The organism is Heyndrickxia acidicola, from assembly GCF_001636425.1.
GTDB lineage: Bacteria > Bacillota > Bacilli > Bacillales > Bacillaceae_C > Bacillus_AE > Bacillus_AE acidicola.
The window spans coordinates 2,986,994-3,012,250 of the sequence record NZ_KV440953.1; the positions used below are offsets into that span (position 1 = coordinate 2,986,994).

19 protein-coding genes and 1 riboswitch are annotated in these 25,257 nt (G+C 41.0%); of the genes, 5 read left to right on the plus strand and 14 right to left on the minus strand.

The window, feature by feature from the left end:
- Position 1 precedes the first annotated feature (1 nt).
- From gatC to pcrB, 7 genes are all read right to left on the minus strand, one after another.
- The gene (gene gatC, locus A5N88_RS13970; protein ID WP_066267116.1) at positions 2 to 292 is read right to left on the minus strand and encodes an Asp-tRNA(Asn)/Glu-tRNA(Gln) amidotransferase subunit GatC; all 291 of its coding nucleotides are present in this window, start codon (positions 290 to 292) and stop codon (positions 2 to 4) included.
- Positions 293 to 898: 606 nt separating this feature from the next.
- Positions 899 to 2,176 carry an isocitrate lyase gene (aceA, locus tag A5N88_RS13975; protein WP_066267118.1) on the minus strand — a complete coding sequence of 426 codons (1,278 nt, stop codon included), beginning with the start codon at positions 2,174 to 2,176 and terminating at the stop codon, positions 899 to 901.
- Positions 2,177 to 2,376: 200 nt separating this feature from the next.
- Complete coding sequence (gene aceB, locus A5N88_RS13980; protein WP_066267121.1) at positions 2,377 to 3,954, minus strand: malate synthase A; 1,578 nt, start codon at positions 3,952 to 3,954, stop codon at positions 2,377 to 2,379.
- 245 nt (positions 3,955 to 4,199) lie between these two features.
- Positions 4,200 to 5,375 (minus strand): CamS family sex pheromone protein, encoded by a 1,176-nt coding sequence (locus A5N88_RS13985; RefSeq protein WP_066267122.1) that lies wholly within the window; start codon positions 5,373 to 5,375, stop codon positions 4,200 to 4,202.
- Positions 5,376 to 5,441: 66 nt separating this feature from the next.
- Positions 5,442 to 7,448 carry an NAD-dependent DNA ligase LigA gene (ligA, locus tag A5N88_RS13990; RefSeq protein ID WP_066267125.1) on the minus strand — a complete coding sequence of 669 codons (2,007 nt, stop codon included), beginning with the start codon at positions 7,446 to 7,448 and terminating at the stop codon, positions 5,442 to 5,444.
- A gap of 102 nt (positions 7,449 to 7,550) precedes the next feature.
- The gene (gene pcrA / locus A5N88_RS13995; protein ID WP_066267126.1) at positions 7,551 to 9,764 is read right to left on the minus strand and encodes a DNA helicase PcrA; all 2,214 of its coding nucleotides are present in this window, start codon (positions 9,762 to 9,764) and stop codon (positions 7,551 to 7,553) included.
- A gap of 63 nt (positions 9,765 to 9,827) precedes the next feature.
- Positions 9,828 to 10,511: a heptaprenylglyceryl phosphate synthase gene (gene pcrB, locus A5N88_RS14000; protein WP_066267127.1), complete on the minus strand. Its 684-nt coding sequence runs from the start codon at positions 10,509 to 10,511 to the stop codon at positions 9,828 to 9,830.
- A gap of 382 nt (positions 10,512 to 10,893) precedes the next feature.
- Here pcrB and A5N88_RS26165 point away from each other — a divergent pair, with 382 nt between their 5' ends.
- From A5N88_RS26165 to A5N88_RS14010, 4 genes are all read left to right on the plus strand, one after another.
- Positions 10,894 to 11,016 (plus strand): hypothetical protein, encoded by a 123-nt coding sequence (locus A5N88_RS26165; protein WP_260525560.1) that lies wholly within the window; start codon positions 10,894 to 10,896, stop codon positions 11,014 to 11,016.
- 190 nt (positions 11,017 to 11,206) lie between these two features.
- Entirely contained in the window at positions 11,207 to 12,472 is a 1,266-nt protein-coding gene (locus tag A5N88_RS14005) for a tetratricopeptide repeat protein (protein ID WP_066267132.1), read from the plus strand.
- 10 nt (positions 12,473 to 12,482) lie between these two features.
- Entirely contained in the window at positions 12,483 to 12,635 is a 153-nt protein-coding gene (locus A5N88_RS24980) for a hypothetical protein (protein ID WP_157090683.1), read from the plus strand.
- 248 nt (positions 12,636 to 12,883) lie between these two features.
- Positions 12,884 to 14,026: a SpoIIE family protein phosphatase gene (locus A5N88_RS14010; RefSeq protein ID WP_066267133.1), complete on the plus strand. Its 1,143-nt coding sequence runs from the start codon at positions 12,884 to 12,886 to the stop codon at positions 14,024 to 14,026.
- 226 nt (positions 14,027 to 14,252) lie between these two features.
- Here the strand turns inward: A5N88_RS14010 and A5N88_RS14015 are convergent, their stop codons facing one another.
- The 7 genes from A5N88_RS14015 to A5N88_RS14045 form a co-directional block, all read right to left on the minus strand.
- Positions 14,253 to 15,077, minus strand: a complete 825-nt coding sequence (locus A5N88_RS14015; RefSeq protein ID WP_066270548.1) for a CheR family methyltransferase — start codon at positions 15,075 to 15,077, stop codon at positions 14,253 to 14,255.
- 38 nt (positions 15,078 to 15,115) lie between these two features.
- Complete coding sequence (locus tag A5N88_RS14020) at positions 15,116 to 17,884, minus strand: response regulator (protein ID WP_066267135.1); 2,769 nt, start codon at positions 17,882 to 17,884, stop codon at positions 15,116 to 15,118.
- Between the two features lie 403 nt (positions 17,885 to 18,287).
- Positions 18,288 to 19,130 carry a MetQ/NlpA family ABC transporter substrate-binding protein gene (locus A5N88_RS14025; protein ID WP_066267137.1) on the minus strand — a complete coding sequence of 281 codons (843 nt, stop codon included), beginning with the start codon at positions 19,128 to 19,130 and terminating at the stop codon, positions 18,288 to 18,290.
- Between the two features lie 142 nt (positions 19,131 to 19,272).
- Positions 19,273 to 20,454, minus strand: a complete 1,182-nt coding sequence (locus tag A5N88_RS14030; protein WP_157090789.1) for a M20 family metallopeptidase — start codon at positions 20,452 to 20,454, stop codon at positions 19,273 to 19,275.
- Between the two features lie 180 nt (positions 20,455 to 20,634).
- Positions 20,635 to 20,755, minus strand: a riboswitch (SAM riboswitch).
- Positions 20,756 to 20,987: 232 nt separating this feature from the next.
- The gene (locus A5N88_RS14035; protein WP_066267139.1) at positions 20,988 to 21,302 is read right to left on the minus strand and encodes a YerC/YecD family TrpR-related protein; all 315 of its coding nucleotides are present in this window, start codon (positions 21,300 to 21,302) and stop codon (positions 20,988 to 20,990) included.
- A gap of 54 nt (positions 21,303 to 21,356) precedes the next feature.
- Positions 21,357 to 22,388 (minus strand): DUF3048 domain-containing protein, encoded by a 1,032-nt coding sequence (locus A5N88_RS14040; protein ID WP_066267140.1) that lies wholly within the window; start codon positions 22,386 to 22,388, stop codon positions 21,357 to 21,359.
- 93 nt (positions 22,389 to 22,481) lie between these two features.
- Positions 22,482 to 24,224: an adenine deaminase C-terminal domain-containing protein gene (locus tag A5N88_RS14045; protein ID WP_066267144.1), complete on the minus strand. Its 1,743-nt coding sequence runs from the start codon at positions 24,222 to 24,224 to the stop codon at positions 22,482 to 22,484.
- 118 nt (positions 24,225 to 24,342) lie between these two features.
- Between A5N88_RS14045 and A5N88_RS14050 the strand changes: the two genes are divergently transcribed.
- Positions 24,343 to 24,666 (plus strand): YgaP family membrane protein, encoded by a 324-nt coding sequence (locus A5N88_RS14050; RefSeq protein ID WP_066267150.1) that lies wholly within the window; start codon positions 24,343 to 24,345, stop codon positions 24,664 to 24,666.
- Positions 24,667 to 25,257 lie beyond the last annotated feature (591 nt).

Genomic DNA, 25,257 nt, shown 5'->3' on the forward strand with positions numbered 1-25,257 from the left:
CTTATTCCAAAACAGATGGAACGCGAATTTGCCCATCCTTATGATCAGGCGCATTTTTCAGGACTTCCTCCTGAGGCAGGCCTTTCTCAGCTTTGTCTTCACGCATAACATTTTGAATAGCCAATACGTGTGTTGTTGGTTCTACATTTTCGGTATTTAATTCATTTAAGGATTCAGCCATGCTGATAATGTCATCTAATTGCTTTGTAAATCGTTCAATTTCTTCAGCTTTAAATTCAAGTCTTGCCAAATGAGCAACATGCTCAACCTGGTCTTTAGAAATTCTTGACATTCCATTCACCTCCAAGGTTATTCGAACACTCGCAATACTATTGATAATAGCAGAATTGACCACTAATAAGCAAGAGGACAGGCCATCCTTGCGGGCCTGTCCCTACATCTTTCCTTATAGGCGTGCTGACTGGTTTTCTGCAGTCTCCTCTTGATATTTTTCAATTTCCCATTTTACCGATTAAGTAAGAAAAATTTATCTGTTATACACAAAGCAACACTCTAAACCAAAGGCTGTTTTCGCATAGATTGTTGCTTTACGTATAAGGGATTATTCCGTATGTTGTCTGTCTTCGTGGCATCTTTTTGTGCGCTATTCCCAAGTCTTAATACTGAATATATATAATAAATGATATTACTGTGTCCAATAGCAACAAAGTTTATGAAAAGAGCCTAAACCAAAACAGCCTTTATTTTACTGTATTCCCCTCTGCTTCTGAAGGCAAGATTGGTAAAATGTTTAACATGGAATGCTCAATGCAATCTCTGTCTAGCTCCAAAGCCTATCTTAGTCTAAATAGACAGAAATTATGGTGTAATCTGGTTATCGAAGTCCTTTTCAAAAAAGCGAGGTATATCCTTATGGAATACCCCGCTCATATATCCATTATATGCTGGTAAATTGTTCTTCCTCCGTTGAACCTTTAAGGGCTGTTGTAGAAGAAGTTCCTCCGGTAATAACCATCGATACCTCATCAAAATAGCCTGTTCCTACTTCTCTTTGATGCCTTGTGGCTGTATAGCCAAGCGGTTCGTTTGCAAACTCAGCCTCCTGAAGCTCTGAATAAGCCGCCATTCCTCTTTCCTGATAGCCTTTTGCCAGCTCGAACATACTGTTATTTAGCGCATGGAAGCCTGCAAGTGTTACAAATTGGAATTTGTAACCCATCTTTCCAAGCTCCTGCTGAAAGCTTGCGATTGCCTTTCCATCCAGCTTCTTACGCCAGTTGAAGGACGGAGAACAATTATATGCAAGCAGTTTTCCTGGGAACTTTTCATGGATGGCTTTTGCAAACAGGCGCGCTTCTTCCATATTTGGTTCAGACGTTTCGCACCAGATCAGGTCTGCATATGGGGCGTAGGCCAATCCTCTTGAAATTGCTTGCTCAAGTCCAGGCTTTGTCCGGTAAAAGCCTTCGAGGGTGCGCTCACCTGTAATAAACGGTGCATCATATGGATCCGCATCACTGGTAATTAAATCGGCTGCATTGGCATCCGTTCTTGCAATTAAAACTGTTGGCACTCCCATCACATCTGCAGCCAGGCGCGCAGAAATTAAATTACGGACCGCTGTTTGTGTCGGCAGCAGGACTTTGCCTCCTAAGTGCCCGCATTTCTTTTCAGAGGAAAGCTGGTCTTCAAAATGAACGGCAGCAGCTCCTGCTTCAATCATGGATTTCATCAATTCAAAAACATTTAACTGACCACCAAAACCTGCTTCTGCATCTGCAATAATCGGTGCAAACCAGTCAATGCTTTTGTCTCCTTCTACGTGATGAATTTGGTCCGCTCTTTGAAGTGCCTGATTAATGCGCTTTACCACCTGGGGAACGCTATTTGCAGGATACAGGCTTTGGTCAGGATACATATGTCCAGAAAGATTGGCGTCAGCAGCGACTTGCCATCCGCTTAAATAAATCGCCTTTAATCCTGCCTTGACCTGCTGGACTGCCTGGTTTCCCGTTAACGCTCCCAGTGCTGGAACATACTCCTCTCGATGCAAAAGCTCCCAGAACTTCTCCGCCCCGTGCTGTGCAAGAGTATAAGCAATATCAAGCGATCCCCTCAGCCTCAAAACATCTTCAGCCGTATAAGTACGTGTCACTCCGCTCCAACGTGTATCCTGCTCCCAGCTTTCTTGCAATTTATCGGCTTTTCTATTCATTTCCTTCATCCCTTCTTTGATTTCAATATTTTTTCATTGGCTGTTTTCGCGTTGCTTTACGTACAAAGAATGATTCCGTGAGTTGTCTGTCTTCATGGCATCTTTTCGTAAGCTCTTCACAAGTTTTAATACCGAACATATATTTAAAATGATATTTTTGTGTCCAATAGCAACAAAGTTTACGAAAAGAGCCTTTTCGTTTAAAGCAATGCGTATCCTGGTATGGTTAAAAAATCCTGAAATTCATCTTCCGTGATTAGACTGGCAAACAATTCTCCCGCTTCTTGAACTTTTTCTCTGCCCATCTCTTGCTGAATCAATTGAATCTCTTCATTCTTGATTTCTTGGTACATGTCAAACGTAACCTTCCTTCCATCCTCCATCACTCCTTTTGGATGGCGGATCCATTGCCAGATCTGTGCTCGGGAAATTTCAGCTGTAGCAGCATCCTCCATTAAGTGGTGGATGGGTACTGCTCCCCTTCCCCTCAGCCAGGCGGTTATATACCTTAAACCCACACGAATGTTCTGCCTTACTCCTTCTTCTGTTATATTTCCTGCAGGTACAGCCAGCAGATCTTGTTCTGACACCTCGAAATCAATCTGTTTCTGTGAATCTATTTGATTTGAACTCTTCATTTCTTTATTAAAAACCTCCATGGCTACCTTCACGAGTGCAGGGTGTGCCACCCACGTGCCATCGTGTCCATCCTGCACCTCTCTTTCTTTATCCTGGCGTACCTTGTTAAAGGCCTCCTCATTTTTCTGCTCGTCTCCTTTTACAGGAATCTGTGCAGTCATTCCCCCAATTGCCGGCGCCATTCTGCGATGGCAGGTTTTAATGGTGAGTAGTGAATACGACCTCATAAATGGAGCTGTCATTGTAACCAGTGAACGATCCGGCAATATGACATTAGGCTGGTTTCTCAGCTTCTTTAAATAGCTGAAGATGTAATCCCATCTGCCGCAGTTCAGTCCTGCTGAATGCTCCTTTAACTCATAAAGAATTTCATCCATTTCAAAGGCTGCTGGAAGGGTCTCAATCAGTACTGTCGCTTTAATGGTTCCTTTAGGAATTCCAATGAATTTCTGGGCAAAGGTGAAAACATCATTCCAAAGTCTTGCTTCCAAATGACTCTCAAGCTTGGGTAAATAAAAGTAAGGGCCCGTGCCTTTCTCCACAAGATGGATCGCATTATGAAAAAAATACAAACCAAAATCATACAAGCTTGCGGAAATAGGTTTCCCATCCACCAATACATGCTTCTCTTCCAAATGCCATCCCCTTGGCCTGACAAACAAAACGGCGGTTTCCTTATTCAGCACATAGGTTTTTCCATTCTCCCCGTATACAGCAATGGTTCTATCTACCGCATCTCTCAGATTCCGCTGTCCATCCATCACATTTTCCCATGTAGGCGATGTCGCATCCTCCAAACATGCCATAAACACCTTTGCCCCCGAATTCATTGCGTTAATAATCATCTTTCGATCTGGCGGCCCTGTAATTTCCACCCGGCGATCTTGAAGATCGGCTGGAAGCGGCGAGATAGACCAATCTCCATTTCGAATGGGTTCCGTTTCAGAAAGAAAGTGAGGGAGTTTTCCTCCGTCCATTTCCTGTTGTTTGCACTCTCTGTTCTGTAACTGTTTCTTTCGTTCATTTCCAAAGTGCCTCTCAAGTTGTTCAATAAAATGTAAAGCACCTGGTGTTAAAAGATCTTCATACTTTGCTTTCAGCTCCTTAGCTACGGATATTCCAGCCGTTTGAGTATCCATCTTTTCACATCACTCCTTTAATATTGTTATAAAACAATTTACTAATTTATGTTTGTATTATATAACAGAAGATCAAAGACTGGAACTATTTTTTTGAAATTTTCTATAAATATTTTCGACATTTCTCGTATTGTTTTATGACGGCTTCCCTTAAACCGCTCCATCAAGCTAATAGACATGGAAAATCCTCAAATAAAAAAGCTGATAAAAGAAGAGGCTTTCTCTTTTTTATCAGCTTTTTCAGCTTATTGATATATATGGACAGATGTATCTGTTTGGCCAGGGCTCCTTGTTATAAGGGCTTTTATATCGCCGCCAGCCGTAATCTTTATTTGCAAGTCTATGGTATCCGGGAAAATAGATGGTACAATCCCCGCTATATATTGTGTAAAACCAATAACTTCAGCTTCTCCAAAAAATTGGAGAGGAATTTCTGCTTTTAATTGAGTAAGCTTATTTCCGTTATAGAATGCACGCCCAATTACTCCATTATAATTAGGAAAATAGTTCTCTACCCGCTTTTTAAACTTATCAAAAACACCTGCATCGTGCGGGTGATCTGAATCAGCCTGCGATGACGGGAAAAGATAATATTGATTTTGAATGGCATTCCAGCTCCCAATGGAGGAGCTTCCCGCCGGAACATTAGTATAGGCAAAATAATTTCCTGGAACAACTGAATCCTTATCCTTCTGCTCAAATAAGGCAATGGTGATCGGGACATTCTTCAATTCGCTCATAGCACGGAGTCGTTTTACCACTTCAGCAGCAATGCTTTTTCCCTCACTGTCTATTGCAGCCTGAGAGAGAGAAGATTGGGTGGTCGTCCCATTTTGGCTTTGATAAGAATTCGTTGAATTAAGTGCCAAACCTATGACGACGCCACCTAGCCTCACTGTATTTTTATCCGTCTTAACTAAATAGTCATGTTCCAGGATATTAGCAAGATAGATCGGGCTATTTTGATTTTGTGAATCGATTGAACCTTTCCCGCTTAAAGGAGGATTTAATCCAATATTTTGACTGGGTGGATTTACTTCCTTTTGTACAGCCTTCCACTGGCTTGGTGTAAACTTACGGTTAAGCCACATCTTCAAGGTATCCGCGTCCAGTATCTGCCCTTCCTGGAACAGATATTTCTCAGGCGAATACGTGGTTTTCGCTACACGAAGGAGCCCCGTTTCAAATTCCTGAATATCATAGCGGGTGTTTAAATTATTGACGGTCAAACCTCTGCTTTTACTCGGCTTATATGGCAATATCGTTCGATAATAATTATCGGATATTTGGTAATTTGGTATAATCGCTGTCTCTTTTTGATTGTTTTTTTCTTGCACAACCTTATCCTCTGACCCGAAATTCGAAGTACATCCTGCTGTTAGCAAGACTACTGTTACTAGTAATGGCAACCATTTTTTCATGCTGATTCTTCCACCTTTATTACATACTAAAGGAAAGCCTTCCCCAATGGTTTCCTTTTAAGAAGCTCACTCTTTTACTTCTTGTACAAAACGATTTTCATCCCAGACCTCTATTCCCAGCTGTTCCGCTTTTGTAAGCTTTGAACCGGCATCTGCCCCGGCAATAACTAAATCCGTCTTCTTGCTGACACTGCCCGTTACATTAGCCCCTAGTGCTTCCAAACGCTCCTTGGCCTCTTCACGGGTCATTTGCTCAAGTTTTCCTGTCAGTACTACGGTTTTTCCTGCTAATGGCGAGGAGGCGTTCACTGCTTCAACAGGCTTTGGTCCCTTGTAAATCATATTGACACTAAGGGACTGCAGCTCTTTTACTAACTCCCTGGCTTCTTCGTTTTCGAAATACGCCACAATGGAGTCCGCCATCTTTTCACCAATATCCTGAATGGCTGTCAGTTCTTCTCTTGTTGCTGCCTGCAGCTTCTCCATAGTTTCAAACGTTTGAGCAAGTGTTTTGGCAGCCTTGAAACCTACATGCCGAATGCCAAGACCAAACAAAAGCTTTTCCAAAGAATTTTGTTTGGACGCTTCTATGGCATCCAGTAAATTCCCTGCGGATTTTTCACCCATTCTTTCCAGGTTAAGAAGCTGCTCTCTTGTCAGTCTATAGATATCCGCTACATCATGGATTAACTGATGGCTAAATAGGAGGCTGATGACCTTTTCCCCCAGCCCTTCTATGTTCATTGCATTTCGTGACACAAAATGAATCAGGCCCTCGCGAATTTGGGCAGGGCACTTCGGATTGATGCAGCGGAGAGCCACTTCACCCTCCAAACGGATCAGTTCACTCTCGCAATCAGGGCAATGAGTCGGCATTTTAAACTCCTGCTCCTCACCTGTTCTTCTGTCCGTCAGAACATTCACTACTTCCGGGATAATGTCCCCTGCTTTTTTTACTACCACATAATCGCCAAGCATAATATCTTTTTCACGAATTAAGTCTTCATTATGAAGGGAGGCTCTTTTAACCGTTGTACCTGCAACCCGAACAGGTTCAAGAACCGCAGTGGGTGTTACAACGCCCGTCCTTCCTACATTTAGTTCGATACTGATCAATTTCGTAACGACTTCCTCTGCAGGAAACTTATAAGCAATGGACCAGCGCGGGGTTTTTACTGTTGAACCAAGCTCCTGCTGCTGGGCAAGAGAGTTCACCTTGATGACAATCCCATCAATTTCATACGGAAGGTCTGGCCGCTTTTCTGTCCAGTTTTTAATATAATCAAGCACTTCATCAATATTTTTACAAAGCTTGCGTTCTTTATTTACTTTAAATCCCAGGTCTTCAAGCAAATCCAGGCCGGCGCTGTGGGCGGTGACGCCTGTTTCACCGGGATCGCCGATGGCATAAAGAAAGATGCTTAAATTCCTTGAAGCTGCAATTCGCGGATCAAGCTGGCGCAATGAACCTGCAGCAGCATTTCGAGGATTCGCAAAAGGCTCTTCTCCGTTCTCTTCTTTCGCCCTGTTCAGCTGCTCAAATGATTTTTTCGGCATATAGGCCTCGCCGCGCACCTCGATAGAAAAAGGTTCTTTTATTCTGAGAGGAATAGATCGGATTGTCCTGAGATTGACAGTTATGTCCTCTCCAATGGTTCCGTCTCCGCGAGTGGCGCCTTGGACAAACAGTCCGTCTTCATAGCGAAGTGAGACCGCCAATCCATCAATTTTCAATTCGCAGACATACTCGTAATCTTCTCCTGCTGCCTGTCTTACTTTGCGGTCAAAATCACGTAAATCCTCTTCATTAAAGGCATTTGCCAAAGATAGCATCGGAGTCCTGTGTTCCACTTTTGTAAAGGCTGACTGTGGTTCACCTCCTACCCGCTGAGTAGGAGAATCCGATGTAATCAGCTCTGGGTATTCAGCTTCAATATCATTCAGCTCTTTCAGGAGCCTGTCATATTCCGAATCAGGTACAGTTGGATGATCCTTTACATGGTATTCATAGCTGTACTGGTTTAATAGAGTATGAAGCTCTTTCACCCTTTTTTCAGCGGTTTTTATTTCCATAACAACAGCCCTTTCTATTTATAGCCTCCATCCTTATGAACAGAATGAAGACTGAAATTCTCTTGGATAAAATGGGCACTTTCCCTAAAAACAACTGATGCATTATGCCTTTGTAATAGGTGCAAACTCTGCCAGCAGCCTTTTAATGCCCACAGGACTAGGAAAAGCAATGTCAAGCTCAACACTTTTGCCGTCACCCTTTACGCTGACCACTGTGCCAGTGCCCCATTTTTTGTGCGCAGCTTTGTCGCCCACCTTCCAATCCGCAGTGCTTCCAGCAGAAGCATTTTGTGCAGGACGGACAACCGCCGGTCGGCGCGCCGGCTGCACGGAACGCTGAGCACCAAAAGAAGATGAAGCTTTGGTTTCTTTATGGACAGACTCCAGCAGCTCCTCTGGTATCTCATTAATAAATCGGGAAACAGGATTCATATTAGTGCGTCCAAATAAAGTTCTCATTCCTGCATTCGTTAAATACAGCTCTTCTTCAGCACGTGTAATTCCCACATAAGCGAGGCGGCGTTCTTCTTCCATTTCTGCTTCTTCCATTAAAGATCGGCTGTGAGGAAATACGCCTTCCTCCATGCCGATTAAAAAGACGATTGGAAATTCAAGCCCTTTTGCAGAATGCAAGGTCATCAAGACAATCGAATCAGCCTTTTCATCCTGCTCATCCATCCTGTCAATATCTGCGACAAGGGCAAGATCCGTTAAAAACGCAACAAGGCTCTTATCTTCGCTGCTTTCCTCAAAGTTTTTGGTTACAGAAAGGAATTCATCAATATTTTCAAGACGGCTTTGGGATTCAATTGTCTTCTCTGCCTTCAGCATGTCCCTGTATCCTGACTTCTCCAGAACTTCCTCAACCAGCTCCGTTACAGATAGATACTCCTGCATTTGAGTGTAATTATGAATAAGATCATAAAATTCCCTTGCAGCATTGGCGATCTTTGGGCTTACTCCAATAAAATCAATTTCCTGGATGGCTGCAAAAACAGAAATATCCTGATCTGCTGCATAACGGGCAATCTTGTCCATAGAAGTAGAACCGATTCCCCGTTTTGGAACATTAATGACCCGCTGCAAACTGATATCATCATTAGGATTAGCAATTAAACGCAAATAAGCGAGGATATCCTTGATTTCCTTGCGGTCATAGAATTTAATGCCGCCGACGATGCTATACTCAATGTTTGATTTTAGGAGTACTTCCTCCATAACACGTGACTGGGCATTCGTACGATATAAAATAGCAATATCAGAAAGCTTTCGTTTTCCGGAGGCAACCGCTTCTTTTATCTTGCCGGCTACGAATTGCGCCTCTGTTTGTTCACTGTCGGCGCGATAATAGGAAATTTTAGGCCCGTCTTGATTTTCAGTCCATAGGTTTTTAGCTTTTCGATTTTGGTTATTTTTGATAACCTCATTTGCAGCTTGCAGAATTCTTTTTGTAGAACGGTAATTTTGTTCAAGCAATATAACTTTTGCACGAGGATAATCCTTCTCGAAGGATAAGATATTGGCAATATCCGCACCGCGCCAGCGATAAATGGACTGATCGGAATCGCCTACCACGCAAAGATTTTGAAATCTTGCAGCGAGCATCTTGACAAGCATGTACTGCGCACGGTTCGTATCCTGATACTCATCCACATGAATGTATTGAAACTTGCGCTGGTAATAGGTCAGAACCTCTGGGACTCTAGTGAATAACTGAATGGTCAGCATGATTAAATCATCAAAATCCAGTGCCTGATTCTTTCTGAGCCTTTTTTGATACTCTGTATACACATCACTGACAACCTGATCGTAGTATCCCCCTGCCAGCTTGGAATACTCTTCCGGATCCACCAATTCATTTTTCGCACTGCTAATAGTTCCAAGGATTGATCGAGGATCAAATTTCTTAGGATCAATATTCTTATCCTTTAAAATGGATTTGACAACTGATTGCTGGTCTGTCGGGTCAAGAATTGTAAAATTCCGGTTAAAGCCTATACGGTCAATGTCTCTTCTTAAGATCCGCACACACATGGAGTGGAATGTGGAAATCCAAACCTCTTCAGCTGCACCGCCCATAATTCCAGCTATACGTTCTCTCATCTCTCGAGCTGCTTTGTTTGTAAACGTAATGGCCAGGATATTATAAGGATTGACTTCCTTCTCCACCATCAAATACGCCACACGATGAGTCAGCACCCTTGTCTTTCCACTTCCCGCTCCAGCCATAAGCAATAGGGGGCCTTCCGTTGTTTTTACTGCTTCCTGCTGTTCTGGATTCAATCCAGATAGTAATCGATCTGTTAAAAATTGCATGACTTCACCACCATTTAGAACATTTGTTCTTATTATAATCTATTTTCAAGGTTTATTGTTACATTATTTTACCGCTCTGACTGTACCTAATGCCTGTTCAAGATCGTCATAAACTGCATTGCCCACCACAATGACGTCCGCATGCTCGCCCATTTCCTTCGCCTGTTCGCTTGAGCGGATACCTCCCCCATAAAAAAGCCTGGAGTGTCTTAAATGTTTTTTAGCTGCCTTGACCATATCGACATTTCCATAACGACCGCTGTATTCCATATAAAAAATAGGCATTTTAAACAAGTTTTCTGCCATCATGGCGTACGCTTCCACATCTTCCTGTGTTAAATCGGTACGGGCTTTTGTCAGTTCGGCCGCTTTGCAATCTTCATTCAAAATACAATATCCCTCAACAAACAGCTCGTCCCAATTTAATAGTTCTCCATACTCTTTTAACGCTTCATGATGCACACCTGTAATCCAAGAGACATCTCCGCTGTTCAATACAGATGGAATAAGATATAAATCAAACCCAGGGGTAATAGATTCAAGGTTAGAAACTTCAAGTACACACGGAACAGTATATCTTCTAATACGTGACATAAGGTTCAGCACATCCTCCAGTGTAACCGTGTCTGTTCCTCCAACGATGATGGCATCTGTCCCTGATTCACAAATTCTCTCCAGGTCCGTATCATTAATCTCCTTATTTGGGTCAAGCTTAAAGGCATGCCGCCATTCACGAACATCGTACATACTAAGATAAATCCTCCATTCTTTATTCCATAGTCATCATTATATCATTTGTTCGAATCGGCAAAAAAGGATTTCCTTGAATATGTGAATAGACAAATATTTGGTTAATATTCCTGTTTTTCATAAAGCGCCATGCCAAAAGATACAGACATTCAGACTTTGGAAATAAAATGATCTTATATAGTAAAAAAGACTCACAAAAAGTAAAGGTTAGTTTTAATAAAAACGATTTTTTCAGGATTTTAGGAAAACATGAAAATCATTCTCCATTTAATCCATTGAAATCCATGCCACTTTCCCAAGTAAAATAGGCCATATTGTGTGATAAAATAATAACAAGACTTTCCACCGTACAAACTTTTGTTAAGGAGGAATTAATAGTATGAATAAAAAAAGTGTGCCAGAAAAAATCACAAAACGAGATGTAGATGCCCTTATTTACAAAATGGATAAATTATTGAATGAAAAAAGAGATACTAAATTTAACAGCACCAGAACAGCATGAGTCTATAGAAATAGGCGAATAGCCTATTTTTTTTGCTCCCGCCCACATCAAGAAACAATCGCCTCTTCCACTCATATAGTTATAGATATAACCGAATTGTTCGTAAAACATCCTTGAATGGCTATCCTATTTTCCTATAATGCCAAGTTGAGGTATACTATTACCATATAAGAATGTCTTAGGTGATGCTATGAACATCGGTTCCATTATAAAAATGAATAGATTGAAACAAAACTTGAAGCAAGAAGATTTGGCGGAAGGAATTATTTCCACTTCCTATCTGTCAAAAATTGAAAACGGTAAAATTGAGCCGAATGATGAAGTGATCAAGCTGCTCTGCATGCGCCTGGATATTGAAATTAATAGACAAATTGATGAGGAAACGAGAGAGCTTTGCTACAATTGGTTCCACATTCTGTTAACATCCTTTAAGCCGAGCATTTTGAAACAGGAATATCAGCGCATGTCAGAGCTCACCAACACCATTCCGGATCTTGAGCTTCAAATTTTACTGAAGATTCACGTTATCAGATATTTTTTGAAAATAGGAGAAACGAACTCCTCCCTCGAACAAATCAATCAATTAAAAGAGATCAGTACCACCTTCAGCGGAAAACAAAAATACTATTGGTTTAAGTTCAATGGCAACTATCACTCTATCACGGAAGAAGACAGTAAAGCCCTCCAATTCTATACAATGGCAGAAGACCTAATTGCGAAAAACGATTTGCCTGATGAAGAGATTGCTGACCTTCAATATGTCTTAGGGGTCACTTACAGCAAGCTGCGCCTCACTTCGGAAGCCCAAAGCTATGCCAATAAAGCGCTTGATTTCTACCGGCAGATTTATAATTTCTCAAGATGTGCGGAATGCCATTTGATATTGGGGATATCGTACAGGCGGATTCAGAACTATGACAAAGCCATCAAAAATTATCAGCTGGCAAAGCAGCTGGCGGAGCATGATGATACAACGGAAATTATCCAATTAACTCATTTAAATTTAGGGTATTTGTACTATGCTCAAGGCAAAACAGACCAAGCCATTAAATATTTAGATATGATTGTAGAGGAGAAAGAATCCTCTTTAGAAAACCGTCTACTAGCTTTAACCGCAATTGTTGAAGAATACTATAAAGCTAACAATTATGAGGAAGCAAAGAGACGAATTGAAGAAGGTTTAGGTCTAATAACTGAGGAAAATAAAGAAAGATACTTATTGTTTTATTATGAAATTTATACCTACCGTCATCTTACTGAAAGAAATTTGGAAAAATTCGAGGAAATGATGGTTCATGAGTTTATTCCGTACTTAGAAGAGCAAAAAGATTACGCTAGATTGACAAATTATGCTACATTGCTCGCTAATTACTATGAAGATCTGCATAAATATAAAACAGCAACTAAGTACTATAAACTTGTCAACTTTTCATATAAGCAAATTAATCAAATATAGGAGGAAAATAATGAAAAAACTTCTCATTTCTCTTGGGGTAAGTGCATTATTAATTGGTGGTGCAATTGCTTCAATACACACCAATAATCATAAAGTAGTAAATGTTGCAGCTGGAGAAAAAGAACCACGCGTACTCAGCTCTTATAGCATCACTTTAGAATAGAAAAATTCACAGAACCCATACGTTCTTATTCAGCTGGCATAAGCAGGGAAATTACCTCACTTCCTTGCGCCAGCTTTATTTTGCTTTTTTAGCCTTCTTTTTTTCAACCTTCCCAACCTTATTCCCTATCTCCTCCCTTTCTTTCTTTGTACCTTCCCTATCTTACGGTATACTAGATATATAGAAAATAGATGTGCAGCAATAAGCAGAATACAATTTTTGCATATTTTCAGATTAGAGGGAATACGATGTCCATAGTGATTGTAGACGACAACAAGGTCAATCTTTTTGTAATAGAGAGAATTCTTAAAAGTGAAGGCTATACAGATTGTGTGCTGCTTTCCTCAGCCCGCGAATTATATACATACTTAAAATTGGATACAGGGGATACTCCGAAGGAATCAGTCGACCTGATTCTTATGGATATTATGATGCCGGATATTGATGGAATTGAGGCTTGCAGGCGTGTACAGGCCGTACCAGAGCTTAAAGATATTCCGATTATTTTTGTTACTGCTTTAGAGGACTCCAGTAAGTTAGCTGCCGCTCTGGATGTTGGCGGCATTGACTACATAACAAAACCGATTAATAAAATTGAATTAATCGCACGTATACGTGTAGCCTTACGATTGAAATATGAAAAGGATTGGCACAGAGAACAGGATGAAAAAATCAGAATGGAGCTTGACCTTGCCACACAGGTACAGACCAGTCTATTAAGCCCGCCGGTCAATGAAGAAAAGATCAATATAAGCGCCTCTTATTCGCCGTCCTTTAAATTGGCCGGTGATATGTATTACTGGCATAAAATTGACAAAGACCGCTATGGAATCATTCTTCTTGATATGATGGGACACGGGATCTCTTCTTCGCTTGTGTGCATGTTTATCTCTTCCGTACTGCGGGACTCCATTCGATCCATCGTTGATCCTGCACGTGTTATAAAAGAGTTGAATCGCTGGATGTCCTTTTTGAGTAAACAGACCAATCAACTAAATTATTATTTTACAGCAATATATATGACGGTGGACACCAAAAATAAAACGGTTGAATACGTGAATGCCGGCCATCCTCCAGGCTTTGCTCTAATAGATGGAGAGAAAGTGGTGCCGATGTCTCAAAAAAACTGCGCTGTCGGTTTCTTTGAAAATATGGATTTTGAAAAATCCGCCATCCAGTATAAGGATCAGCTTCAGATCATGCTCTATACAGATGGTGTGATGGAAGCAATTGATGAATGCGGATTGGACGGGATGGAAAAGATTATGGATGCGTCCTCCATTCCACATCATCATGATTCTGAAATTAATCCCATTGATCTTATTATCACTCCTGAGTGCCAAATCACCCAGCATGACGACATGTGTGTTGTCCTTATACAAGCACACTAATGAAGAAACGCGGAAGGCGTATGGATTTCATAGTCTTCGACTGGGATAAAGGAAACTAGATGTTGACTTATCGTAGGGAGGAGACGCAGAAATTCGCTGGGCGATAGGCGCTGGAGCTAAAAAGAGACTGCATTGCTTACATAATTGATGCAATAAAACATTTTATACTTTCCTATAAAAAAGCCGCTATGCAAGAGAATTCTCCTTGTATAGCGGCTTTTATCTTTCATCTTGTTTTTCGATACAATCGTTCGTCACGGTCAAACTCTTCATAGTTATCAAAGTTCACCGAGGTTCTTAAAGTTTCTTTGCTTCCCAATCCAAGAAAACCTCCATGAGACAGGCTTTCATAAAATAACTGATAAACACTGTTCTGCAAATCATTATTAAAATAAATAAGCACATTGCGGCATATCACCAGATGAAACTCGTTAAATGACCCATCCGTTACTAAATTATGCTGGGCAAATATAATACTTTTTGCAATATGCCGATGAAAATAAGCGTGCTGGTCATCTGTCGTATAGTACTCGGAAAAGGCACGCGTCCCTCCGGCTTTTATATAGTTGGTGGTATACGTCTGCATGCGGTTTAAAGAAAATACGCCTGCTTCGGCTTTTTGCAATACCCTTTCATTCATGTCCGTTGCATAAATCTTTGTTTTTTCTGCCAATCCTTCTTCTTCCATTAAAATAGCCATGGAAAAGGCCTCTTCTCCGGTAGCGCAGCCTGCATGCCAAATGCGGATTTCCGGCAGCTCCCTTAACAAAGGGATAACATTTTTTCTTAAAGAATAAAAGAAGCTCGGATCTCGGAACATTTCTGTCACATTAATGGAAAAATCATTTAAAAGCTTATTCACATATCCTTTTTCATGGAAAACCTTCTCAATTAATCCGCTGACTGTATGTATTCTGTCCAGCTGCATACGATTATGGATTCTTCGTTCGATTGAAGAACGCATATACTTACGAAAATCAAAACCGGAAATACGGTAAACAGCTTCAAGAAGCAAGTCAATCTCTATGGTTTCACTGTTTGCCACTTTCATTTCCAACACAAAAACGTCCCCTTTCAATTGCCAATGCGTTATTTTGCCAGCCAGACCCTCATAACGGAATACAGCTGTTCCAGTTTAAATGGTTTACTAATATAATCCGACGCTCCTGCTTCAAGGCACTTATCCCTATCACCTTTCATTGCTTTAGCCGTAAGGGCAATTATCGGCAGGTCACGTTTTGATAAATCCGTTCGAATACGGCGGATTGTTTCATATCCATCCATATCCGGCATCATGATATCCATGAGAATAATATCGATTCCATCTGTCTTTTCCAAAAGGTCAAGGCACTCCAGCCCATTATTGGCTGTGATGATATTCATCCCCTCATGGTTCAAAGCTTTCCTTAGAGCAAATATATTGCGGTTATCATCGTCCACTACCATGACGGTTTTATTTTTAAATACATTTTCTGTTTCTATAAAGATTTCAGGTGTATCCGCCATTTCAGCAACAGGCTCTGGTAATACTTCCGCTGAAGCTGCTACTTCCAATTGAGTCAGCTGCTCTTCGTTTACTGCACTCTTTTCCATGCCATTTGGAAGGCTGGGGATGTATAGCGTGAAGATGCTGCCCTTTCCTTCCTCGCTGTCGACCGTTATCCAGCCGCCAAGCAAACGGGCAAATTCCCGGCAGATTGAAAGCCCCAGACCGCTTCCGCCGTATTTCCGGACAGTTGCTCCGTCAGCCTGTTGAAAAGCTTCAAATATTAGTTTTTGTTTATCCCTGGAAATACCAATTCCCGTATCTGCCACGGAAACCTCAAGCCAGTATTCTGCCCCTGTCGTGCTGACCCATTTTGAAACTGAACTTTCATCTATCTTCCTAATCGCTACATGGACAGATCCTGCTTCGGTAAATTTGCAGGCATTTGATAAAAGATTTTTAATAATCTGCCGGAAGCGTTTTTCATCCGTATAGAAAATATTTGGAACATCCCTGCCTTTAAAGATCGAAAGCTCCAGCCCTTTATCACTCGCTACGTGAGCAAAATTGCGTTCAATATGGGCCGGCAGCTCACTAAGGTTCATTTCCCCATACAGCATTTCCATCTTACCTGCTTCAACCTTTGAAAGGTCGAGGATATCATTTATTAAGGAAAGAAGGTCCTGTCCGGAGGAATGGATAACCCTTGCAAACTCCTCATCCTCTTCTGTCAGATGGCGGTCTGAGTTTTCAGCAAGCATTTCGGACAGGATCAGAATGCTATTAAGCGGTGTCCGCAGTTCATGAGACATATTGGCAAGGAATTCTGATTTGTACTTCGAGCTTTGCTGAAGCTCCATTGCCTGCACTTCAAGATTTTCTGTGACTTTTTCAAGTTCAAAGGTTTTATGCTCAGCATCCTTTGTCCGTTCTTCCAGCTGTTCATTTATCATTTGAAGCTCTTCCGATTGGGTTTGGAGCTCTTCCGATTGAGTCTGAAGCTCTTCTGACTGAACTTGCAATTCTTCCGTCATTGCTTGTGATTCCTTCAGCAGCCGTTCTATTTCCATGCGGCCATTGATACTATTAATTGTAATACCAAGTGTATCTACTACATGGCTCATTAGGCTGCGATGCAGGGCGTCAAATGGCTGCAGGCTGGCTACCTCAATTACAGCTGCTACTTCATCTTCAAATAGGACAGGAATGATCATAATGCTTTTCGGCTTCATTTCTCCAAGTCCGGTAGAGATCACCGTATAATCCTCCGGCACATTTTCAATGATATACATCTGTTTTTCTGCTGCAGCTTGGCCCATTAATCCTTCGCCCATATTGAATTTCTTCCTTCCCGCCTGGCCTGATTGACCGGCAAAGGAGGCTAATTGTACAAAATTCGCTGTTTTCCCTTCCCCTCTTTTTATGTAAAAAGAACCAAGAGAAGCATCCAGTAAAGATACAATCTTCGAGATAAAACGGTCTGCAAGTGTTTCAATGTGATCAATTCGCTGATACATCGTTGCCACTTCTGCCAGTCTGGTTTGAATCCAGTTCTTATCTTCAATTTCTTTTTTATATTCCTCTTCTTTTTGGTTAAATTCCTTCAGGGATGCCGCCATTTGGTTAAATGCCGAAGCAATATTTCCAATCTCGTCTTCTGTTCTTACCTCGATATGCGGAAGTGCTTCAATATTGTCAAAATCAACTGCTTCAATTACATGTGTAATTTGTTTTAAATTTTTTGCCGTGCTTTTAATTACCCATGTTGCAATGAGAATACCTGCTAGAATACAAAGGATAATAGTAGCAAAAATAAAGCCAAGCATTTGCTGATAGGTAGAATTGGATTGTGCAAAGGACTTATCGAGCTGTGACTCTTGTAAGTTTTTAAATTGATTAATGGAATTAATCAGGCTGATTCGCTGCTTGGATTGCTGATTTACCAAAATTTGCAGCTCCGAATTTGATACTTTTGTTTGGACAGCTTGAATGATGCTGGTTTCAAGCTCTTTGTATTGATTGTATTTGGACTCTGTAGCGTTTAATAAAATACTGGCTTTCTTTAAATTTATCGTTTTTCGGAGAGTATCCACATCCTCTTTAATCGCTGTATCGTTCTCTTCGATTAGATGGATACTTGTCTGTACATCGGATTTTTGCCCATCCGTGGCCAAAAAAAGAAGCTCCCGGTCAGTCGATGCAAATTTTTGCTGAAGGTCCACAATTGTTCTCACCTTTTGAAACCTGTCCTCTACGATCTCCACGATGCTCCCTTTCATGTGGTTGATCATGGTCAAAATGATAATCAGCATAATAGAGATAAGTGCCATTATGGCTCCAAATCCAATAAATTGTTTCTTTTTAAAACTCATTTTGCTTCCTGCCCCTTTTATGTTTCAAATGAAATTCAGAGATATTTTTTATATAGGCTGTTTTTGCATGGATTGTTGCTTTCACGTACAAAAATTAAATCCGTCTTCATGGCATCTAACCGTTTTTATGCAGGTACTTTTTCCTGTTTCAAAACAAACAAAAATAATAACATTGTTATTTACCCTCATCTCCTTTACTCTAAACCTAATTCATATAAATTTTTTAGTATTTTAATAGAAGGATCTGCTAAAGCCCGGTGTGATTAATGAGAAAATGTTGGTTCGACCGGTGAGAAGCGGGTGAAGATAAACCAGGAAGAAACTTGCAAGAAGATAAACTTTTCAAATCCGAATTAATAAAAAGAAAGAAGCCGGCAATATAGCTGCTGGCCTCTTCCTATTTTTAAAGGTTTTTAATTTTACTAATAGAAATATTTACAGGAACGGTTGCTCCTTTATATTCCCTAAGGAGATACTCCCTTACAGCCTGTGAGTGGTAGGATTTAACAATTTCAGCAAAGTTCTTATTATGGCTATCCTTTGTTCTGGCAGCAATAATATTCACATAAGGCAAAGCTGCTTTTTGCTTAGGGTCTTCTTTAAAAATCGCGTCTTTTGCCGGGCTTAATCCCGCTTCTACCGCATACCCATTATTGATAAGCGAAGCTGCCACATCATCCAATGCCCTTGCTGTTTGCCCTGCTGAGACAGGCTTGATCGCTAATTTTTTCGGATTGCTGGCAATTTGCTCAATACTCCCTTTTGGATCAAAATCTTTCTTCAGCTTAATTAAGCCTGCCGTTTGCAGCAATTGAAGGGCTCTGCCTGCATTCGTTACATCATTCGGAATTGCAATGGTGGATCCGGCAGGAATATCACTTACTTTCTTATATTTTTTTGAATAGATTCCCATTGGGGCAATAACTGTAGAACCAATTGCTGATATATTTAAATGGTGATCTCTTTTGAATTCATTCATATATGTAATCGTTTGGAATGCATTTAAATCAATGCTTCCATCATTCAAAGCCGTATTTGGCTGTACATAATCACTGAAAGAAACAACCTTTAGGGTAATCCCCTTATTTTTGACCTGCTTCTGAACGATGTTCCACAGCTGCATGTCACTTCCGTTAATTCCGATTCTAATTGTTTTTGAGTTTCCATTGGCACTGGTACCGCATCCCGAAAGTACCAGTATTGCCGCTATAAATAAAGAAAAAAGGGCTAGCAAGTTCTTTTTCATCATCTTTCCTCCTAGGGGTACTTACATTCTTCTTGTTTTTTGATATACACAACAAGGATTCTATTACGCTAAAAAAAGGCTTTAATTCAACTTTTATTCCAGTCTGCTTCGGAGTATATCTCCCCGAAGCAGACTGATTTGTTTATTTCTGCTTTGCATGAACAAAGTCTGATTTGACTTTGTTTAAAAGCGCTTCTTCCGTCAGTAGCCGAAGACCGGTTAAAGCCAATGCTTTTGCCCCTGCAATGAGAGCATGTTCTCCAATTTCAGAGCAGGCTGCTTCACGAAATTCCTTTGTATGTCCGATAAGATCATCCGGTCCAATTTTTATATAACAATGGGATGTGGGCACCACCTGACTCACATTCCCTGCATCTGTACTTCCAATCCCATTGCCCTTTTCTGCAATGGTTTCTCCCAGCAGCGAAAGCTCTTGACCAACAGCAGCATCAAGTGAAGCATTGAGAATCAAGTTATGAACTTCATTTTGAAACCTTTCTATCTTCACAGTGCAGCCTGTGGCAAGGGCAGCTCCTTCAGCAATCCTCCGAACCTTGGCCGATACCTCTTCGGTTGAATTCCAAGTACTTGCCCTAATAAAGAAGCGCGCTGAAGCATAATCAGGAATGATATTAGGGGCTTCACCGCCATGTGTGATGATTCCATGGACCCGGACATCCGATGCCAGCTGCTGCCTTAGCGCATTAATGCCATTAAACAACTGAATCACCGCATCTAAGGCATTAATTCCTTCTTCTGGAGAGCTGGCAGCATGAGCTGTTCTTCCGTAAAAATGGAAGTCAAGCGGATCAACAGCAAGTGAAGGGGTTGTTAAGCTGGTTTGGCCGCTGGGATGAAGCATAAGGGCGGCATCAATTCCATTTAAATACCCTTCTCTTACAAAACTGCCCTTGGCACTGCCGTTAGGTCCGCCTTCTTCAGCAGGCGTTCCCAAAACAACCACTTCTCCACCCGTTTCTTCAATGACTTTTGATAAGGCAATGCCCGCTGCTGTACTGGTCGTGCCGATAATGTTATGCCCGCATGCATGGCCAATCCCGGGAAGTGCGTCATATTCTGCAAGGAAAGCGATAGATGGGCCGGCTTTTTCGGATGACTTTCTCGCCACAAATCCTGTTTCATGCCCTGCAACATTGCGGGTTACATCAAAACCCTCCTTTTCCAGAATTTCCGTTAATGCTTTTGATGCAAAAAATTCCTTATTACCAATTTCCGGCCTTTCATGGATAGCATGGCTTGTTTGAATATAAAGTTCTTTTGATTCATCAACGCTGGATAGTATCGTTTCTCTATATTGTTCAATAAGTGTCTCGCTGTTTTCCTTTTGAATTGCCAATTGAATCCTCTCCCTCTCTTCTTTTCTATTGCTGTATTTGTCTTTTGTAAGTCTGTTTACTAGACTAAATTAGTTTTAAGCTCAAAAAAGCCCCTCTTCTTATCCAATACACGATAAAGAAGAAGGGCTTATGTAAACACCGGCGACTTCTCATCTACCAAATCAATGATTCACTGATTTGCAGGAATTGGCACGGTGTTTGCGAAAAAACAGCAAATCCGTTGCCGAGGTATCATAGGGCCAGTCCCTCCACCTCTCTGGATAAGAAATATGATATTTATGAAATTTTTAATATGAGTTTTATTGTAGTGAGTTTATTTTTATTTGTCAATAAATTTCCCAAAATTTATTCTTTTCAAGCACATTTCGAGGACCTGTTAGTATAATCGGAAAAAGTGGATATGAGAACAGGATTTTACTTTAGTTCGCTAAATCATCAATTACATAACAAAGCGGCATCGCCTTATTAAGGAGATGCCGCTTTCTTTAACTGCATTAAGTTACTCACTCACTTTTTGTTCTTGTTGTTCCTTCAAACGATCAAGAACCATTTCATAGGAATCATTTCCATAATTTAAACAGCGCTTCACACGAGAAATAGTAGCAGTGCTGGCACCAGTCTCCGTCTCAATGACATGGTAGGTTTTTTTCTCGCGCAGCATGCTTGCTACTTCTAAACGCTGTGCCAATGACTGAATTTCGTTAATTGTACATAAATCATCAAAAAATCGGTAGCATTCCTCCGAATCCTTTAATGATAAAATGGCTTCAAATAACTGATCCAATGATTTCCCTCTTAATTTATCGATTTGCATACAAAAATCTCCTTTACTCATAATACACGAATATGCTGTGTACTCTATATTATTTTACTTAGTATACGTAACCCTGCCGGCATCTGGTATGATACTGATCCAGGTTTTTCCCGGAATCAGCTTAATGGGACTTCCATTTTCATATGGAAGAATCCTTCCGCCATCGTTTTGCCATTCTACTTCACGAAGCTTTCCTCTTTGGACAAGATAGGCTTTTCCTCCAGAAGTCAAATTAATGGAAAGTCTTCCATAGCTGTCAATTCTTTTGTGCTCCATTACCGGAATAAACAGATTATCAATCAGCACCGGCTTTTTCGTTTCAAGATCAACCGTCTGCACTCCTCCTGAATACCGTTTAAACTTTTTTAAACTGGCATCATATTGAAACACAGGGTTATAGTCCTGATCCTGTGAATAGGTAATCTTGACTTTCGTTATATCGGTGCCTGTCAATTCGCCTATCTCTTTATTGGAATCAAATGACAGCGGGGCTGGCGGTGTGCTCATTTCATAATGTTTTAGCTTTGCTCCCTTTTCAATGTTTTGAAAAGTAATGTACGAATTGTGCGGGGCTACCCTTGCACTCCAGCGTTTAAATAAAGTCCCGTCATATTGGATCCCATTGATGTTATCAATGAAACCCTGCTGGAGCATTTTTTTAGCCTCAGGGCTGTAGCCGTGTGCCACATAAAAACTATCGTAGCCTTTAGCAAGCCGGATAAAATAATCTCTTGCACTTCTTACCGGGCCAATATTCCTTGGTTTTTCACTTTGAAATATGGCCAAAAACCGGGTAATATTTCCTTCAGCCAGCACCTCATAAACAATATCAGCCTCAGCGATACCAGATTGAGGGCGAGCTTTGGTATGGTTATTGATCATAACGGCGACAGCCCGGCTAGATGACTCCTGACCCGTTTTTTCTCCCGTCAAAGGAAATTGAAAATCCTTCTCTGCATGATGATTCTCAGCTGTTTTTGCAGAGGGATTTGCTCGTTTCGTTTGCCCGGCATTTGGGTCCTTGTGGCTGCAAGCTGACAACATAAACAGAAAGGTAAAAATCCATACAAAATACCTATTTTGCATTTTTCTCCCCAATCCCCCCGGCGAGGTTTAATGGTTTTGGTTTTCTCTATCTATTTATTCACAAACATTTTGGCACTGTATTACGTTACTATTTTAACGCATTATTGACGGGAAGAGTACAGTTTTATTCATCACATCATACATGCCCCGCTGTGTAATCCTTACATATGGTAGATGCGTGGCAGACAAAAACAAAAGAGAGTAGATAGGGTCATTGTGCTGATAGCCTCTTTCACCAAGCAGCTTTTTAATTTCTTTTTCTTCTTCCATAAGAATTCCCATCTCTTTATCAGACGACAAGCCGGCTAATGTTAAAGGCAGCTCATGCAGAATTTCTCCTCGGCTTGCTAATACAATGCCTCCACCAATTTCCTTCATTCTATTAAAGGCCGCTATAATATCTGCCTTTCTCTTTCCGATCAACAGAATATCTCCAGTTGTGGAAAAAGATGAAACAAGTCCACCAATGTTGCGGGCAAATCCCTTAATCATCGTATTAATTCGCCATTTACCCTGCCGGTCCATCAATACAAGAAAACATTCATCATGATTCTCCGGCAGTTCTTCAACGGAAAGGTCAAAGGTCACTGAATAGGGCTTTGTGATTACATCATTAATCATCTCAATCCCAAATGGCATCGAAAATTGAAGGTCATCCATACTGATATCCCACTGTAAATTCAAAGGAGGGAATCCATGTTCCTTCCAATCAAGACTCCTTTGCCCATCTATTTCTTGCCCATCTCTTTTCAGCCATTTTCCCTTTGACAGGACAGAAACAGGAGTAGGATTTTGTACATCTTCTAAAAAATTGATATTGGCTACCCTTCCAGTCGCAATCATGCCGTGAATATGTGAAATTTGATAATAATTTGCTACATTGTACGAAGCCATATGGTAGGCATCTATCAACGGAACGCCATGGTCAAGCGCAATCCTGATCATCATATCCAGAACACCCTGCTCATGATAGGCTGGTGTGGAGCCATCCGTGGTGAAAAACATGGAGCTGTACTGATCTATCCCAAGTTTTTTCATATCCTGAAGAAGGACCGGTAAATCCGGACGGATGGACGAATGCCTTAGCGACACCATATAGCCCTGAATTAATCGATTATATACCTCTTCACCAGTCATGGCTTCATGATCACAATCCGCTCCGAGCACCATCATTTTTGCAAGCGTTTTCTCAGAAGCTCCAGGAAAATGCCCTTCAATTTTTTTCCTCATCCTTTTTGCTTCCTGTATCCAGTGAAGCATTAGGTCATCTCCATCTAAAAGCTTTGGCCAGCCGGTCAATTCCCCTCCCTGGAGAACTGCATCATGCTCCAGCCATGCTTTCACTTCATCATGAGAAAACACCGTTTCCTCTGTTCCAAGCTCAGTCTGTGAATCAAATCGGCTCCACCAAAACATAGTGACAGGGGACCTTCTCAGCTCTTTCAACAACGAAAACGCTTTCTTTTTTCCTAATTGCAAAACAAGCATAAGATTGTCATTTATCATAGTGGTTGTGCCGGTTTGGGATGCATATCGGGCAAATGTCTGGGGATTATATAATTGAAACGGGTGAACATGGGGCTCTATGTATCCAGGTACCAGGGTATAGGCTGAACAATCGACAACCTCACACTGCGAGAGATTCATCGGTACAGCTTCTCCTGCGTATACAATCCGGTCTTCATAAATCCAAATGTTCCCTTTAATCCATTGGCGTAGCACAGAGTGCAGGAATCGGGCATTTTTTAAAAGTAATGTAGGTGATTTTTTTCCATTTAAAACGGCTACATGCTCTCGCAGCTGCCTATTTTTCCATCGATAGCGTTGGTCTAACATAAAATCCCTCCCTAGGGAGCCAACCTATTTTTTACCTTTTACTTTAACATATTTCGCTGTTTAAAGCACTAAAGTTTTGTGAATAATTGTGAAAACTTTGTAAAGGAGTTTGAGATTAATGAAAATAACTCAAAATATTGGAATTATAAATGCGATGATTCGCATTACATGCGGACTAACCGTTCTTGCATGGTCTACTTCCAAACTTGTGAAAAGGCCATGGAGAAGTTCCTATCTGCTGATGGCAATGATGGGGGCCATGAAGGTAGCGGAAGGAATTGTCCGTTATTGTCCTTTGACAGCATTAATCCAGTCAGCCGATTACCAAAACGGACACAACACCAATAGAAATACTCACAATGATCATGCTAGCCCTGATCAACAACAAAACCATACTCATACTAAAGAACAAAAGCAAAATCTCGATTTCAGTGATTTTTAATTTTTTCAACTGGAATAAACTGAATGGCTTTTTATCAATTAGCGGCCTATCCCTAAAACTTCTTCAATGTTTACAAATGCACAGTTATTATTGCAGGGGTTTTCTCACCAGTCATTTGTTTTTTAGCTTTTTGTTCTATTGGTGTGCAGGGATTTACTCATTCCACTTTTCTAAATAGGACTTTTACACCTTTTGCTGCCATTAATAACAGAGCACAAATTGTTACACTATAGTCTCCAATATTTTTCTCGTTAATCTCTGGCCTGTTTTGTCCTTCATTCACTTTATGAAGGACTTTTCTCGTTGTTCTCTTGCCTGTTTTGTCCTTCATTCAATTTATGAAGGACTTTTCCCGTTAATTTCCAGGCTGTTTTGTCCTTCATTCGCTCTATGAAGGACTTTTCCCGTTGTTCTCTTGCCTGTTTTGTCCTTCATCTACCTTATGAAGGACTTTTCTCGTTAATTTCCAGCCTGTTTTGTCCTTCATCTCCTCTATGAAGGACTTTTCTCGCCATACTCCACACCATTTTGTCCTTCATCCTCTCTATGAAGGACTTTTCCCGATAAACTCCTAAACCTTACGTCCTTCAT

Excerpts from the sequence above, each read along its gene's own strand:
- gatC (WP_066267116.1), bottom strand. The coding sequence starts at position 292 with ATGTCAAGAATTTCTAAAGACCAGGTTGAGCATGTTGCTCATTTGGCA.
- A5N88_RS14025 (WP_066267137.1), bottom strand. The coding sequence starts at position 19,130 with ATGAAAAAGAACTTGCTAGCCCTTTTTTCTTTATTTATAGCGGCAATA.
- A5N88_RS13985 (WP_066267122.1), bottom strand. The coding sequence starts at position 5,375 with ATGAAAAAATGGTTGCCATTACTAGTAACAGTAGTCTTGCTAACAGCA.
- A5N88_RS26165 (WP_260525560.1), top strand. The coding sequence starts at position 10,894 with ATGAATAAAAAAAGTGTGCCAGAAAAAATCACAAAACGAGATGTAGAT.
- A5N88_RS14045 (WP_066267144.1), bottom strand. The coding sequence starts at position 24,224 with ATGTTAGACCAACGCTATCGATGGAAAAATAGGCAGCTGCGAGAGCAT.
- A5N88_RS14020 (WP_066267135.1), bottom strand. The coding sequence starts at position 17,884 with ATGAGTTTTAAAAAGAAACAATTTATTGGATTTGGAGCCATAATGGCA.
- A5N88_RS14040 (WP_066267140.1), bottom strand. The coding sequence starts at position 22,388 with ATGCAAAATAGGTATTTTGTATGGATTTTTACCTTTCTGTTTATGTTG.
- A5N88_RS14015 (WP_066270548.1), bottom strand. The coding sequence starts at position 15,077 with ATGAAAGTGGCAAACAGTGAAACCATAGAGATTGACTTGCTTCTTGAA.
- aceB (WP_066267121.1), bottom strand. The coding sequence starts at position 3,954 with ATGGATACTCAAACGGCTGGAATATCCGTAGCTAAGGAGCTGAAAGCA.
- pcrA (WP_066267126.1), bottom strand. The coding sequence starts at position 9,764 with ATGCAATTTTTAACAGATCGATTACTATCTGGATTGAATCCAGAACAG.
- A5N88_RS14035 (WP_066267139.1), bottom strand. The coding sequence starts at position 21,302 with ATGCAAATCGATAAATTAAGAGGGAAATCATTGGATCAGTTATTTGAA.
- A5N88_RS14010 (WP_066267133.1), top strand. The coding sequence starts at position 12,884 with ATGTCCATAGTGATTGTAGACGACAACAAGGTCAATCTTTTTGTAATA.
- A5N88_RS14050 (WP_066267150.1), top strand. The coding sequence starts at position 24,343 with ATGAAAATAACTCAAAATATTGGAATTATAAATGCGATGATTCGCATT.
- A5N88_RS24980 (WP_157090683.1), top strand. The coding sequence starts at position 12,483 with ATGAAAAAACTTCTCATTTCTCTTGGGGTAAGTGCATTATTAATTGGT.
- ligA (WP_066267125.1), bottom strand. The coding sequence starts at position 7,448 with ATGGAAATAAAAACCGCTGAAAAAAGGGTGAAAGAGCTTCATACTCTA.
- pcrB (WP_066267127.1), bottom strand. The coding sequence starts at position 10,511 with ATGTACGATGTTCGTGAATGGCGGCATGCCTTTAAGCTTGACCCAAAT.
- aceA (WP_066267118.1), bottom strand. The coding sequence starts at position 2,176 with ATGAATAGAAAAGCCGATAAATTGCAAGAAAGCTGGGAGCAGGATACA.
- A5N88_RS14005 (WP_066267132.1), top strand. The coding sequence starts at position 11,207 with ATGAACATCGGTTCCATTATAAAAATGAATAGATTGAAACAAAACTTG.